This window comes from Candidatus Amarolinea dominans (assembly GCA_016719785.1).
Lineage (GTDB): Bacteria > Chloroflexota > Anaerolineae > SSC4 > Amarolineaceae > Amarolinea > Amarolinea dominans.
On record JADJYJ010000008.1, the window covers coordinates 232,875 to 246,943 of the forward strand.

Annotated in this window: 10 protein-coding genes; 7 read left to right on the forward strand and 3 right to left on the reverse strand. The window is 61.4% G+C overall.

Annotation, left to right across the window (positions count from 1 at the left end; translation table 11 throughout):
• Nucleotides 1-86 precede the first annotated feature (86 nt).
• The 6 genes from IPM84_12210 (at nt 87) to IPM84_12235 (ending at nt 10,070) form a co-directional block, all read left to right on the forward strand.
• Entirely contained in the window at nt 87-1,214 is a 1,128-nt protein-coding gene (locus IPM84_12210; protein ID MBK9093512.1) for a hypothetical protein, read from the forward strand.
• 133 nt (nt 1,215-1,347) lie between these two features.
• Nucleotides 1,348-3,777, forward strand: a complete 2,430-nt coding sequence (locus IPM84_12215) for a serine hydrolase (GenBank protein MBK9093513.1) — start codon at nt 1,348-1,350, stop codon at nt 3,775-3,777.
• A 124-nt stretch (nt 3,778-3,901) separates the two neighbouring features.
• Nucleotides 3,902-5,053, forward strand: a complete 1,152-nt coding sequence (locus IPM84_12220) for a hypothetical protein (GenBank protein ID MBK9093514.1) — start codon at nt 3,902-3,904, stop codon at nt 5,051-5,053.
• A gap of 115 nt (nt 5,054-5,168) precedes the next feature.
• On the forward strand, nt 5,169-7,250 hold the full coding sequence (locus IPM84_12225; GenBank protein ID MBK9093515.1) for an alpha/beta fold hydrolase: 2,082 nt from the start codon (nt 5,169-5,171) through the stop codon (nt 7,248-7,250).
• Nucleotides 7,251-7,288: 38 nt separating this feature from the next.
• Nucleotides 7,289-7,948, forward strand: coding sequence for an ATP-binding protein (locus IPM84_12230; GenBank protein ID MBK9093516.1), 660 nt, complete (start codon nt 7,289-7,291; stop codon nt 7,946-7,948).
• A 298-nt stretch (nt 7,949-8,246) separates the two neighbouring features.
• Nucleotides 8,247-10,070 carry an aldehyde ferredoxin oxidoreductase family protein gene (locus IPM84_12235; GenBank protein ID MBK9093517.1) on the forward strand — a complete coding sequence of 608 codons (1,824 nt, stop codon included), beginning with the start codon at nt 8,247-8,249 and terminating at the stop codon, nt 10,068-10,070.
• 133 nt (nt 10,071-10,203) lie between these two features.
• On the opposite strand, the gene IPM84_12240 is transcribed toward IPM84_12235, so the two are convergent.
• The 3 genes from IPM84_12240 to IPM84_12250 form a co-directional block, all read right to left on the reverse strand.
• Nucleotides 10,204-10,461, reverse strand: coding sequence for a DUF1952 domain-containing protein (locus tag IPM84_12240; GenBank protein MBK9093518.1), 258 nt, complete (start codon nt 10,459-10,461; stop codon nt 10,204-10,206).
• On the reverse strand, nt 10,455-10,706 hold the full coding sequence (locus tag IPM84_12245; GenBank protein ID MBK9093519.1) for a MoaD family protein: 252 nt from the start codon (nt 10,704-10,706) through the stop codon (nt 10,455-10,457). Before IPM84_12245 ends, IPM84_12240 begins: the two co-directional genes overlap by 7 nt.
• Before the next feature lie 69 nt (nt 10,707-10,775).
• A complete protein-coding gene (locus IPM84_12250; GenBank protein ID MBK9093520.1) occupies nt 10,776-11,777 on the reverse strand; it encodes an NAD-dependent epimerase/dehydratase family protein in 1,002 nt (333 codons plus the stop codon).
• 387 nt (nt 11,778-12,164) lie between these two features.
• Here IPM84_12250 and IPM84_12255 point away from each other — a divergent pair, with 387 nt between their 5' ends.
• Complete coding sequence (locus IPM84_12255) at nt 12,165-14,045, forward strand: VanW family protein (protein MBK9093521.1); 1,881 nt, start codon at nt 12,165-12,167, stop codon at nt 14,043-14,045.
• Nucleotides 14,046-14,069: the final 24 nt, after the last annotated feature.

Here is a 14,069-nt window from a genome sequence, read left to right on the forward strand (position 1 = left end):
GCCCAGGAGATCGGTTGGGTGATCCACCCCGGATCACCCAACCGATAGGCAATTTCGATCCATGACAACTGGAAGGAGTGCTAACGATGTTACGTTTCAATCGCAGTTTTGTCATTCTGGTGCTGGCAGCATTGCTCGCCGCCTGCGCCGGCCCGGCCGCCGTGCCGACGGCGACACCTGTTCCGCCCACGGCCACGCCAGTACCGCCGACGGCCACGCCGGTACCACCAACACCAGTGCTGCCCACAGCAACCCCAGGCAAGATTGAGGCGAAGAAGGGGGAGATCACCAGCCAGGCGCTGGCCGGCAACCTCCTGGGCGACCCGACCACCCGCGAATTCTACGTCCTGCTGCCGTCCAGCTACGCCACCAGCGACAAACGCTATCCCGTGGTATACGTGCTCCACTGGTACACGGGCCATGCCAACACCCTGCTGGGCGCCTTCAAATCAGCATACCAAATTGCCCTGTCCGCGGGCGACTTGCAGGAGATGATCTTCGTTTTTCCTGATGCTAACAACCGATTTGGCGGAAGCCAGTATCTGAGTTCGCCAACCATCGGCGACTACGAGACCTACCTGACTCAGGAACTCGTGGCCCATATCGACGCCACCTATCGCACCCTGCCCGACCGTGTCAGTCGCGGCATCACCGGCTGTTCTATGGGCGGCGATGGATCGATGGGCCTGGCGTTGAAGCACCCGAACGTATTCAGTGTCGCAGCGCCAGCCTCCGGCGAATACGATTTTTCAGGCGATTTGGTGCTGAAGCGCGCGACGGAGGTTCTGAAGATCCCACCTAAGAATTTTTCTGACCTGACCAAAAACTGGGAGATCAAGTATCTCCTGTCCTGGGTCGCAGCTGCCGCTGCCAATCCTGACAAGCCCCCGTTCTACCTGGATATACCTGTCGCTCTGGTGAATGGTGAGGCTCAGATCGTGCCTGAGGTGGTCGAAAAGATGATCGGAGTGGATCCCGTCCACGATCTCGACCGCTACCTGTCACAGCCGGAGCGCCTGAATGCGATCTTGATCTTGCACGGCGAAGGTGACAACCTTGTGCCAGTGGAACTGGCCCGTGATTTTGACAAGCTCCTGAGCGACCGCGGCGTCGAGCACGAGTACCTTGAGATCAAAGGGGGGCACTGCGACTTCTTGTTCACGCCCGTGGTGACCTTCATGTCGGCTCACCTGGTGGGCGAGGAGCAACCATAGCGGCGACTGTTAAGACCGATGTGCGCTGCCTGCGAGATGGAGAAGCTGGCGGCCGCAAGTTTGTCAGTCTGGAACTTCAGAGGAGCATATTATGAGACCCTGGAAACATCTACCTATGACGTTCAGCGTCCTGTTGATCGCCGCGCTGCTGGTCGCTTGCGCCGGCCCGACCGCCACGCCGCCGGCGGCGCCGACAATCACCCCAATCCCACCGACACCGACGCCCCTTCCGCCCACGCCCGAGCCGGCACCTGTCTCGACGGCGGAAGCGACCGTCGCGGCTGAGCCGGAGCCGCCGCACGGCATCCGCTTCGATGCGCCAGAGTACGCCATCGACGGCCCCTATGCCGTAGGGGTTCGCTACTTCACCATACCGGCCTCTGCGGAGACCGACCGCGATCTCACGGTCAGTGTCTGGTATCCGGCCCAGAAATCCGACGGTGCGACTGCCGAGATGGTCTACGAGCTGCAGTTTGCGCCGGGCGAGATTCCAGCGTTCTCGGTCTTCGGCCACGCCCAACTGGATGCGCCTCCCGATACCAGTGGCGCACCCTATCCACTGGTGGTCTACAGCCACGCGACCTGGTCCTTCGGCCAGGAGATCCCTTATTTCACGGAGCATTTGGCCTCCCGCGGGTTTGTGATCATATCTGCCGACCATGAGGACAACTGGAGTACGGCGTTCAATCCCGCGGCAGCGGAGGCTATGATCCGCCGGCCACAGGAGGTCACGCGTGAGATCGATTTCGCCGAAAGCCTCGCGGCTGCAGGTGGCGATCTGGCAGGCATGATCAACACAACAGGTGTCGGTGTCGCTGGTTGGTCCATGGGTGGCGAGGCAGCGCTTGCCGTTGCCGGGGCGCGTTGGGACCTGAACGGCCTGCGCGCCTGGTGTGCGGATAACCCAGATGAGGCAGAACTGAGCGTGGAGGCCTGTATCGAGAAGTTTACGGCCTTGGCAGGTTTGGAAGAAACGCCACAGGGGCTTTGGCCTTCCACGGTTGATGAGCGTGTCCGAGCAGTCGTTCCGCTGTCAGGATATACGACGCCATTTGGAAGCGACGGCATGGAGTCTGTCGACGTGCCGGTCATGTTTATGGTTGGATCGGGCGCGGTGGCCGCCGATCGAACGTTTGAGGTGGATGTACCCTACGAGAGCGTCGGCGCCGAACGAAAGGCCAAGGTGGTCTTCGACTACGGCGAGGCTCTGATGTTCTTCAGCAGTTGTGCTGACTCACCTAGTATCGTGGCGTTGGGCTTTCCTATGTTCTGCACCGATCCGGTATGGGACATGGACCGCGCCCACGACCTGATCAACCACTTCGCCACCGCCTTCCTGCTGGTCGAGCTGAAGGGCGACGCTGAGGCGGCCAAGGCGCTGGCGCCGGAGAAAGTCGATTTTCCCGGCATCAAGTACGAGACGACGGGCTACGGCGCGGCACCTACAGCCAAGCTAGACGACGCCACCGTGGCCAAGATCGAGGCGCTGGTCAAGGAGATCATGGCGAAGGGCAAAGTGCCAGGCGCAGCGGTGGGCATTGTCAAGGATGGTGAGCTGGTCTACGCCAGCGGGTTTGGCGTCGGTAAACTGGGCAGTGACGCGCCGGTGACGCCAGACTCAGTCTTCCAAATGAGCTCAGTTGCCAAAACGCCAACGGCGATAGCGATCATGCAGTTGGTCGCGGACGGCAAGATTGACCTGGATGCGCCCGTAACGAAGTATTTGCCTTACTTCACTCTGACGGATCCCGACGTGGGAGAAGTCACCATCCGCCGCTTGCTGTCGCACACAGCCGGTATGCCTGACCCCATCAATTGGCTGGCAGAGTATCAGGATAAGAACTTGCGGAACGACAAGGCTGCCCTGGATGACTACGTCCGCAGCCTCAGCGACAAATCCCTGACCTTCCGGCCCGGTAAGGAGTGGGCCTACAGCAATACCGGCTTCGATATCCTGGGCGATGTGGTCGCCCAGGTGTCCGGCCAGGCGTTCGAGGACTATCTGCAGGCCAACGTGCTTACGCCCTTGGGCATGGAGAATTCCTCGTACCTGCTGAGCGACCTGGACCCGGTCAGGTTGGTGGCGCCCCATATGCCCGATAAGAACGGCAATGCCAAGACGATTGACTTCTACCCGTACACCCGCGCCCATGCGCCGTCTGGGGCGTTCTATTCCAGCGTGAATGACATGGCCCGCTTTGCGGTTGCCAACCTGAACCAGGGTACACTGGATGGAACGCGGGTGCTGCCGGCGTCAGCCTATGACAAGATGTGGGCGCCTCAGGCCACCAGCTCATGGGCGGAGAATTTCGGCCCACAGGTTACCAGCTACGGATTGGGCTGGTGGGTAGGTGAGTTCAAGGGACACCGCATCATCGGCAACTATGGCGCCGATTTCGGCTCCCAGTCCCATCTGGGCCTGTTCCCGGACGAAGGCCTTGCCGTGATTGCACTGGTCAACCTCTTCGACCCTGATGTGGGCTCACTCTATGCGTATGACATCGGCAACGGCATCGCAGAAGTGCTGTTGGGTGCCGAAGCAAAGCCGACCCCACAGCCCTAACATCCAAACCTGGTTGGCAGCGGCTGATGTGGCTTATGCCCAACAGGGCATCGACAAATAAATGCTCAGGCGATCGGTTGGGTGATCCACCCCGGATCACCCAACCGATAGGCAATTTCGATCCATGACAACTGGAAGGAGTGCTAACGATGTTACGTTTCAATCGCAGTTTTGTCATTCTGGTGCTGGCAGCATTGCTCGCCGCCTGCCAGCCGGCCCGGCCGCCGTGCCGACGGCGACACCTGTTCCACCCACGGCCACGCCAGTACCGCCGACGGCCACGCCGGTACCACCAACACCAGTGCCACCCACAGCAACCCCGGGCAAGGTGGAGACGAAGAAGGGGGAGATCACCAGCCAGGCGCTGGCCGGCAACCTCCTGGGCGACCCGACCACCCGCGAATTCTACGTCCTGCTGCCGTCCAGCTACGCCACCAGCGACAAACGCTATCCCGTGGTATACGTGCTCCACTGGTACACGGGCCATGCCAACACCCTGTTAGGCGTCTTCAAATCAGCATACCAAATTGCCCTGTCCGCGGGCGGCCTGCAGGAGATGATCTTCGTTTTTCCCGATGCTCACAACAAATTCAGCGGCAGTTTTTTCTTGAGCTCGCCGACCATTGGCGACTACGAGACTTACCTCACTCAGGAGTTGGTGGATCTGATTGACGCCACCTATCGCACGATCCCTGACCGTACCAGCCGCGGCATCAGCGGCTGCTCCATGGGCGGCGACGGCGCGATACATCTGGCGCTGAAGTATCCGGGCGTATTTAGCGTCACCGCGCCTGTGTCGGGCACATACGATTGGGCACGCGATCCCATATGGGACACCGGCTTACGATATTTCACGGGTTTGCCTAAGGATTTCGCCAGTTTATGGAAATTGTCGTGGGAGATTCAGATTATGTTTAGCGAGGCCGCGGGTGCCGCAGCCAATCCGGCGAAACCGCCGTTCTACCTGGACATGCCTTTGGCTCTGGTAGATGGGAAGGTCAAGATCGTGCCTGAGGTATTTGACAAGATCGCCGCCGTGGATCCGATCCACGACCTTGATCGCTATCTCACGCAGTCGCAGCAGTTGAGTGGGATCTTGATCTTCCACGGCCAGCACGACAATCCTGAGCTGGCCCGTGATTTTGACAAGCTCCTGAGCGACCGCGGTGTCGAGCACGAGTACCTGGAAGAAGTCAATGGCGGGCACTGCGACTTCTTGTTCACGCCCGTCGTGAACTTCATGTCGGCTCACCTGGTGGGCGAGGAGCAACCATAGCGCCGACTGTTAAGACCGATGTGCGCTGCCTGCGAGATGGAGAAGCTGGCGGCCGCAAGTTTGTCAGTCTGGAACTTCAGAGGAGCATATTATGAGACCCTGGAAACATCTACCTATGACGTTCAGCGTCCTGTTGATCGCCGCGCTGCTGGTCGCTTGCGCCGGCTCGGCCGTCGCGCCGACGGCGACGCCGGTGCCGCTCACCGCCGCACCGACGCCCGTTCCACCGACGGCGACCCTTGAACCTACCGTCAGCGTGGTTCCCACCGCAACCGTTCAGGCGCCACCTGCAACGCCGGCAGCGCCAGGTTTGGAGAAACAGCCATCTGACGTGCTCTCCGGCTTCGTGGAAAACAACGGCGTGCGGATTCACTATGAGGTCGAGGGCGAGGGCCCGCCCTTGGTCCTGGTGCATTGGTTGACCGGCAGCCTCCAAGATTGGCGGGTTGTCGGCTATGCCGATGCACTCAAAGCGAACTATCGCCTCATCCTCATTGATGCCCGAGGTCATGGCCAGAGCGATAAGCCCCACGATCCGGCTGCCTATGTCCTGGAAAAACAAGCCGGCGACATCGTCGCTGTACTCGACAAGTTGGGCGTTGACAAGGCGCATTACTTTGGCTACTCCTTGGGCGGTACGGTGGGTTGGGCTGTAGCCAAGTATTTCCCTGATCGTCTTTCGTCACTGATCATCGGCGGCGAAGCCCCTGAGAATTTCGATCCCAGCGCCGATATTGAGCGCGATCGCACGCTCACTCATTCACAATACGGGCGCGACGCAGCAAGTGTTTTTGGTAGCTACGGATTCTCCGAGACCAAAGCCTATCAACTTTATGCTGCCACCGATTTTCAGGCTGTAATCGCTGACCTACAAGCCTTTAGCGCCGAAAACTTCGCCCCTGATCTACCGGATATGACGATGCCCATACTTCTGTTTGCCGGCGTGTATGATGAAGACCATACTGCATTGAAGGCTGCGACCAACAAGCTGCCCAACGCCACATTCGCATCACTGCCAGGCCACGATCACGTGACGGCCTTCATGCAAACGGACCTTGTCGTGGAACTCCTCACGAAGTTCCTCGCCCAAGTAGAGAAAGCGGTACTTGACGATGCCACGACTGCCAAGATCGAAACAATCGTCAAGAAAGCGATGACAGACTACCCGGTGCCCGGCTTCGAGCTTTGCATCGTCAAAGATGGCCAGGTGGTCTACAACAAGGGTTTTGGGCTTGCCAACGTTGCAAGCAACCGGCCGATGACCCCCCAATCCGTTTCTACCCAGGCTTCCATCTCCAAGTCGCTGACCGCGATGGCCGTCATGCAGTTGGTGGAGCCAGGCAAGATTGACCTCGACAAGCCGGTTACTGCCTATCTGCCGTACTTCACCATGGCCGACCCGCGCTACAAGGATATCACGGTGCGCATGCTGCTCAGCCATATGTCCGGCCTGCCTGACGTGCCGATCCCTTGGGATGCCCCGCTCGACCCGACGATTGATCCGCTCGAACAAGCCGTGCGCAGCCTGAGGGATGAGCAGTTGATCTCGGCGCCCGGCGAAGCATGGAACTACAGTGGCTGGGGTTACTCGATGCTGGGCGCCATCATCGTCAAGGTGATTGGCGAGCCGTTCGAGAGCTACATGCACCAGCGCTGGCTGGAGCCGCTTGGCATGGCGAATTCCACCTTTGTGATGGACGAGGTCGATCCCGACCTGTATGTGACCGGGTACATCTCCGCCGAAGATGGCAGCGCCGCCGCGATGGAGCATTTCGTTGACCCCAGAGATGTTCCGGCCGCCGGCCTCTGGTCGAGCTGTGACGACATGACCAGGTGGGCCCGGCTCATGCTGAACAAGGGCGAGCTGAACGGCAGGCGTTTGCTGCAGCCTGAGAGCATTGACGCCATGTGGACATCGGTTGCCAGCACCCCCTGGATGGATGCTCTCGGCCCCTGGTATGGACCGTACGTTGGGGAGTACGGGCTGGGATGGTACGTCGGCGAGAAGGCCGGCCACCGGCTAGCCGGCCATGCGGGCGCCGGCGACGGCGTCAATACCCACATCCAGTTTGCGCCCGATGACGGACTTGCCGTAATCGCCATGGACAACTGGCTCAAACCGGACCCGGAGTGGTATCCAGCAGGATTTGCGGCCTTCGACGTGATGGACTTGCTGCTGGGCATCAAACCGGAATAGACGCCGGTCAGCGACTGCGGCCAACCCGTCTTACCTGATTGCGCTGGTCTTTCGCCAGGTCTGGTGGAGCGCGGCTTCGCCAGACCTGGCCTCCCCGCGCTGATCTGTGGCAGCAGGCGCTTATACCATATGGTTACTATACCAAATGGTATATTTTCATTTGGCCGAACCCAAAGGTTTCATTTGGCCGAACCCAAAGGTTTCATTTGGCCGAACCCAAAGTTTTCATTTGGCCGAACCCAAAGGTTTCATTTGGCCGAACCCAAAGGTTTCATTTGGCCGAACCCAAAGTTTTCATTTGGCCGAACCCAAAGGTTTCATTTGGCCGAACCCAAAGGTTTCATTTGGCCGAACCCACTCAATTGCTGGAGACGTTCGTCTTTCAGGAGTTGCGACGGCAGGCGAGCTGGCACGAGACCGCCCTGTCTTTCTACCACTTTCGCGATAAGGACGGCGCTGAGGTAGATCTTGTCCTGGAACAAGGTGTACGCGCCGTTGCCGGGATCGAAGTCAAGGCGGCTGCCACCGTGACAGAGACAGATTTTCGTGGTCTGAGGAAGCTGCAAGCGGATGCGGGTGAACGTTTTGTCGTCGGGGTCGTCCTGTACGATGGAGAAGCCAGTGTAGGTTTTGGGCCTGGCTTGTTCGCAGTGCCGATTCGCGCGCTGTGGGAAACGATCGCCCCCGCCGGCGAGTGAGACCGATCAGAGCCGCAAACGTTCGATCTTGCGTTCCCAGGCTATCTGACGTATAATCAAGCTATCCCAAGTTTTCGATCTCTATCCTTTGGGGGCGGCATCCTATGCCTGTTGCTCTCACCACGCGCCGGCGCAGCCGGCGATGCGACCGTTCTTCTCGGCACCACAACACAGCAGCGTTTTCCTGGCCGTTATGCAAATTTTGCATAACGGCCTTTTGTTTCTTCTAAGTCCGGTTAGGCGCAGCTACGATGATCGTAGTTGCTGAATCTCTGTCAGTACCAACAAGGAGGTGGGTATGAGTTTGATGGGTTACACAAACCGTGTAGCATGGGTGGACCTGACCGCCGGCCAGGTGGATTATCGGCCGATCGCTGAAGAAGATGCGCTCAAGTACATCGGTGCGCGTGGTCTCGGTGTCAAGTACGTCTTCGACAACGGTCCGCAGGTGGACGCCTTGTCCCCGGACAACATCCTGTGCTTCATGAATGGCCCGCTGACCGGCACCGACGCCAACATGAGCGGTCGCATGGCTATCGTCACCAAGTCACCGCTGACCGGCACCGTCACCGATTCGCATCATGGCGGCTGGTCGGCTGCGCGCCTCAAGTGGGCCGGTTTCGATGGCCTGGTCTTCAAGGGCATGGCTGCCACCCCGGTCTACGCCTATATCGAAAACGGCGAAGTAACGCTGCACGATGCCAGTGACCTGTGGGGCAAGGGTGTGCATGAGACGGTCAAGATCATGCAGGAGCGCTATGGCGAGCCTAAGACCCTGAGCGTGATTGCCATCGGCCCGGCCGGCGAGAACCTGGTCAGGTTTGGCTGCTGGATCAATGAGAATGACCGCGCCTCCGGCCGCGGCGGCACCGGCTGCGTGGGCGGCAGCAAACACCTGAAGGCCGTTGTCATTCGCGGCAAGTACCAGGATCGGCCGCGCCCTGCGGACAAAGAGGCGTGGAAGGGCGCCCATGACCGCGCGCTGGCCACCATCATGGACGAGAAGAATGTCACCAGTCCGCGCAAGGGCGGCCTCTCGGTTTATGGCACCAACGTGCTGATGAACATCAGCAACACGATGGGCGCGTTGCCGGCGTTCAACAGCAAGCTGACCTCCTTTGGCGAAAATGGCGAGTTGATCAGCGGTGAGTGGGTCAAGGAGCACATCCTGGTGAATGACCCCACCTGCCATGCTTGCCCGGTGGCCTGCAAGAAGGAAGTGGAAATCACCAGCGGCCCCTGGCTGGGGTTGCACATGGAGAGCCTGGAGTACGAACCGGCCTGGTCCATGGGCGCCAACTGCGGCAATAACGACGCGGCCGGCGTGGCCAAGATGATTGACCTGTGCAACGACTACGGCATGGACGCCATCGAATCGGGGCATCCGCTTTCTGTGTACATGGAAGCCTCCGAGCGCGGTTACACCAATGGGGATGGCCGACTGGCCTGGGGCGACGTGGCCGGCATGGCGGAATGGGCACGCAAGATCGCCTTCCGCGAAGGTCTCGGCAGCGTCATGGCGGATGGCGCCAACGCCATCGCCGCCTACTTCGGCCATGACGAGCTGGCGATGACCTGCAAGGGCCAGGGCATCCCGGCCTACGATCCGCGCGGCCTCAAGGGCATGGGCATTGGCTATGCCACCAGCAACCGCGGCGCCTGCCACCTGCGTGGCTACACGCCGGCCGTGGAGTTGGGCCTGATTCCGTGGAAGATGGACCCGCTGGCCTGGGAAGGCAAGGGCGACATGCTGCGCATTCTGCAAGACCTGTTTGCCTTCACCGACAGCCTGGATCTGTGCAAGTTCTCGTCTTTTGCCGAAGGCGCCGAGGAGTATGCGGCGCAATACAGCACCTTCACGGGCCGGCCGTTTTCCGCGGACGACGTGCTCAAGACAGGCGAGCGCATCTACAACCTGGAGCGCTACTACAACAACCTGAACGGTTTCCGCGAGGGCAGCGATGCCCTGCCGACGCGCTTCACGCATGAAGCGTCCACCATGCCCGGCTCCGAGGGCCATGTCTGCGAGCTGGACCTGATGCTGGTGGAATACTACAAGATGCGCGGCTGGGTCAACGGCGTCGTGCCTGAGGCCAAGCTGCAGGAATTGGGGATTCTCTAAGACTTCTGCCGCCTGCCGGCAGCGGTCATGACAACGAACAGGGGCGCGTCAGCCATCCCGGCTGACGCGCCCCCCTTTTTGCCCGTCATCATTCGCATTCAGTTGTTCCCAAAACTTGTTTGGATGATTGGGCTTACCCCCCCGCGCGGATGAGTTTGCGGTCGAGGCGCGCCTTGAGTTCTGGCATGATGTCAGCCTGGCCGGTCACTTCCATGCGTATCTCGCCGATGCGCAGCGATCCGATCTGGAAGTCGGCCAGTTGACTCAGATGTACTTCCCAGCCTGGTCCGATGACGTGCTGCTCTGATTGCGCGGCGCCGCCCAATTCCACCAGGTATTCGCGCACCAGCCACAGGGGGATGCCGCGCAAGTCGCGTGTTTCTGTCACCATGCGCCACCGCCTACGGCCGGGAAGACATTCAGCACATCGCTCAGCGACAAGGGCGTGTCCATGCCCAACGGCAGGAAATGGGTGTCGCGGCCGTTGACGAAGACATGCACATGCAGATAGAGATTACCGTCTGCGTCCAACAGCTCCTGGCGCATGGGCGGAAAACGAGTCACGATGGCTTCCACCAGGCTGCGGATCGTCGTGCCCGCCGGCAGGTCAAAGTCCACCGTCTTGCCGCCCGCCATGGGGCGCAGCGTGGCGAAAAATGCACTTTCATTATAGACGTCCTCCGTTTAGGCGTCCTCCGTTCTGACTCAAATCACACCGGCCTGACGCAGCCAGGCTTCCGTACGCCGCATCCCTTCGGCCACATCAATCGTGGGTGCATAGCCCAGTTCACGCTGCGCCTTTGTGATGGCGAAGCGGCTGCTGTTCTGCAGATAGTGCAGCGACCAGCGCCCGGCCGCCTGCCGGCCCAGCAGTCGCCGCGTCCAACGGCCCGGCGGTGAGATCACCAGCTTCCCCGCCCATGCCGGTACACTGGGCAGGCGGGAAATCCCCATCATGCGGGCGTAATAGCCGTAGAACTCATGAAAAGGAATGGCCTGGCCGTCGCACAGGTTGTAAGTCTGACCGGCCGCCGCGGCCGCGGTCAGCGCCTGCAGCGTGCCCTGCACCACGTTGTCAATGTAGCCCAGGTTGACCAGCCCGCGGCCGCCGGCCAGCAGGCGCAGGCGCCCGCTCTTGATCTGCTCCACCGGGCCGACTGTCCAGGCTGTGCCGCGCGGGCCGTAGGTGCTGGCCGGCCGTACGATGACGGTGTCCAGGCCGGCCGCGGCCAGGCGTCGCACCACGGCTTCGGCGCGAATTTTGCTATCCGGATAAGCCTGCCCTACCAGGGGCGTGGCCGCGGTTTCGTCAATGAGCGGGCTGGCGTTGACCCCATAAACCGCCACGCTGCTGAAGTGAATCACACGGGCCACGCCGGCTGTCAGCGCTGCTTGCAGCACCGCTTCGGCGCCGGTTACATTGACCGCCTCGCCCAGCGCCGGATCATCGGGGACGCCGGTCCAGGCCGCGGTGTGAATCACGGCCGCGCAGCCATCAACGGCCCGCGCCAGCACTGCCGGGTCGTCCAGGCCGCCTTCGATCAGGCTGATGCCCTGGTCGGCCAGCCAGGCCGCGCGTGGCAGCGAGCGCACCAGCCCGCGCACCTGCGCGCCGGCCTGCTGCAAATGCTCGCACAGGTGCCCGCCGATGAAGCCGTTGGCGCCGGTGACCAGGATCGCAGCGCCGGGCAAGGTGATGGCGCTCATGACCCGCGCCTCCCGGCCTGCCCCAACCCCAGGCTGACCGCTTGCATCACAGGCGTTGCCGGTTGGCGCGCGCCCGAAATGGCATTCAGGCAGGCGAACATTTCGCCGTTCACTGTGATTTGTCGTTCGATCTGGTCCATGCTGCCCTTGCGTGCGTGAGATGATTGCCGTAAGCCGGGCGATTATATCATTCAGACCCCGATACGTCCAGCGCCGCCAACTTTGTCCAGGAATCCCAAATGTGGTCGCTGAAGACATCTGGAATGAAGGCTTTAGCCGGTTATTGGGCACTTGAGAACCCTGTGGCAGACCGGCTGAAGCCTCGATTCCGGGACCATTTGGATTTGCTGGCTTGTCGTCTGGCGTGAATGATGTTATCATTCGATCATGACAACGACATCTACTGCGCCCAGACGCCAGTCCACACCGCCGCTGCCCCGCCATGCATCCCTACGTGGGCGGATACCGCCTCGCCGGCGCCCCAGCATCGTGCTTTTCTTTGGTCTCTGCCTGGGATTGAGCGCCCTGCTGCTGCTGACCGCCATCACCGCGGTGCAGTTGCGCTTTGCCAACCGCGTCTTTGCCGGGGTGCGTGTGGCCGGCGTGGATCTGAGCGAACTGACGCGTGAGCAGGCCGCGGCGCGGCTGCAGGAACAGTTGACGCCTTTTCAGGGGCCGACCATCCTCTTGCGCTACGCGGGACAGGCCTGGCCGCTTGCCAGCGCCGACCTGGGCCTGCAGGTGGATGCACAGGCCACGGCTCAGCGCGCCTATGAACTGGGGCGCCAGGCCAACCCGCTGGATTCACTGGCCGCACAGTGGCGGCTTGCACGCGCAGGCGCCAACCTGGCCCCGGCGTTGACCGTAGGCGAGGTGCAGGCGGCCGATCTTCTTCAGCGCGTGGCCCAGTCCATTGATCGGCCGGCGCGCGACGCGACGGTGACGATCCACGGGCTGCAGGTGGTGACGACCGTTGCCCAGGCGGGGCGCGATACCGATCTGCAGGCCACATGGGCCGCGGTGCAGGCGCAGTTGGCGCAAGGCGAATCAGGTACGGTTGACGTGGTGGTGCATGAACTTCCGCCGCTCGTACATGATGTCGAGGCGGTGGCGGATCAAGCGCGGCGCCTGCTGCGCACGCCGCTGCTTCTGGCCTACGCCGGCGACGCGGCCCAGGATGAAGCGCCGCAGCAGTTTGCGCTCGATCCGGTGCAGTTGGCCGGCTGGCTGCACATCATTCCTCAACCTTCGGCGTCCGGCGGCATCAGCCTGACGCTGCAGGTGGATGAAGCCGCCGTGCGCGCTTACGCCCAATCCCTGGCCGCCAGCCTGGCGCGGGCGACGCGCGACGCGCGTCTCCATTTTGATCCGATTGATCCAACCGCCGGGCGCTTGAGCGTCTTGTCCCCCAGCCAACCCGGCCGTGTGTTGGACGTGGCTGAAACGGTGACGCGCACGCTGGCCGCGCTCAGCACGGGCCGCGCTCAGATTGATCTCCCTTTGCAGGTGGTCAAGCCGGCCGTGGATATGCGTGACCTGGATCGAATGGGCATTCGTGAACTGATCGCCAGCGGCGCCACCACATTCAAAGGCTCCAGCGCCGCCCGTGTTGCCAACATCACGCAAGGCGCCCGCCAGTTCGAGGGGGTCGTCGTGCCGCCCAACGGCATCTTCTCCTTCAATCGCATCGTGGGCGATGTGTCGGCCGCCAATGGCTACGAGGATGCGCTGGTCATCTGGGGCGACCGCACCGCGGTCGGCATCGGCGGCGGCATCTGCCAGGTTTCCACCACGGTCTTCCGGGCCGCATTCTGGGGCGGCATGCCCATCGTCGAGCGTTGGGCGCATGGGTACGTGGTCGGTTGGTATGGCGAGCCAGGCATGGATGCGACTATCTTCACGCCGAGCGTAGATTTCCGTTTTCGTAACGACACCGGCGCCTACGTGTTAATCCAACCGGAGCTGGATTTGACGCAGGGACGGCTGACCTTCAATTTTTACGGAACCAAACCCAACCGCACGGTGGAACGGATTGGACCTGAGACCAGCAACGTGCGCAAACCTGAGCCGCCGCTCTACCAGGTTGATCCGTCGCTGGCGCCTGGCGTCAAAAAACAGGTGGATTGGGCCGTGGACGGACGCGACGTGGTGGTGACGCGCGTCATCAAACAGGGCGAGCAGGTGCTGCGGCAGGACAAGTTCGTGAGCAAATATCAGCCCTGGCGCGCTGTGTACCTGGTTGGTCCAACGCCAGATGCGGGCGGTTGATGATCCCAGCATGACCCGCCCCCA

What these genes read in the sequence shown, in the direction of transcription:
- IPM84_12210 (MBK9093512.1), top strand. Translation starts at nt 87, where the DNA reads ATGTTACGTTTCAATCGCAGTTTTGTCATTCTGGTGCTGGCAGCATTG.
- IPM84_12220 (MBK9093514.1), top strand. Translation starts at nt 3,902, where the DNA reads ATGACAACTGGAAGGAGTGCTAACGATGTTACGTTTCAATCGCAGTTT.
- IPM84_12225 (MBK9093515.1), top strand. Translation starts at nt 5,169, where the DNA reads ATGACGTTCAGCGTCCTGTTGATCGCCGCGCTGCTGGTCGCTTGCGCC.
- IPM84_12235 (MBK9093517.1), top strand. Translation starts at nt 8,247, where the DNA reads ATGAGTTTGATGGGTTACACAAACCGTGTAGCATGGGTGGACCTGACC.
- IPM84_12240 (MBK9093518.1), bottom strand. Translation starts at nt 10,461, where the DNA reads ATGGTGACAGAAACACGCGACTTGCGCGGCATCCCCCTGTGGCTGGTG.
- IPM84_12245 (MBK9093519.1), bottom strand. Translation starts at nt 10,706, where the DNA reads ATGGCGGGCGGCAAGACGGTGGACTTTGACCTGCCGGCGGGCACGACG.
- IPM84_12250 (MBK9093520.1), bottom strand. Translation starts at nt 11,777, where the DNA reads ATGAGCGCCATCACCTTGCCCGGCGCTGCGATCCTGGTCACCGGCGCC.
- IPM84_12255 (MBK9093521.1), top strand. Translation starts at nt 12,165, where the DNA reads ATGACAACGACATCTACTGCGCCCAGACGCCAGTCCACACCGCCGCTG.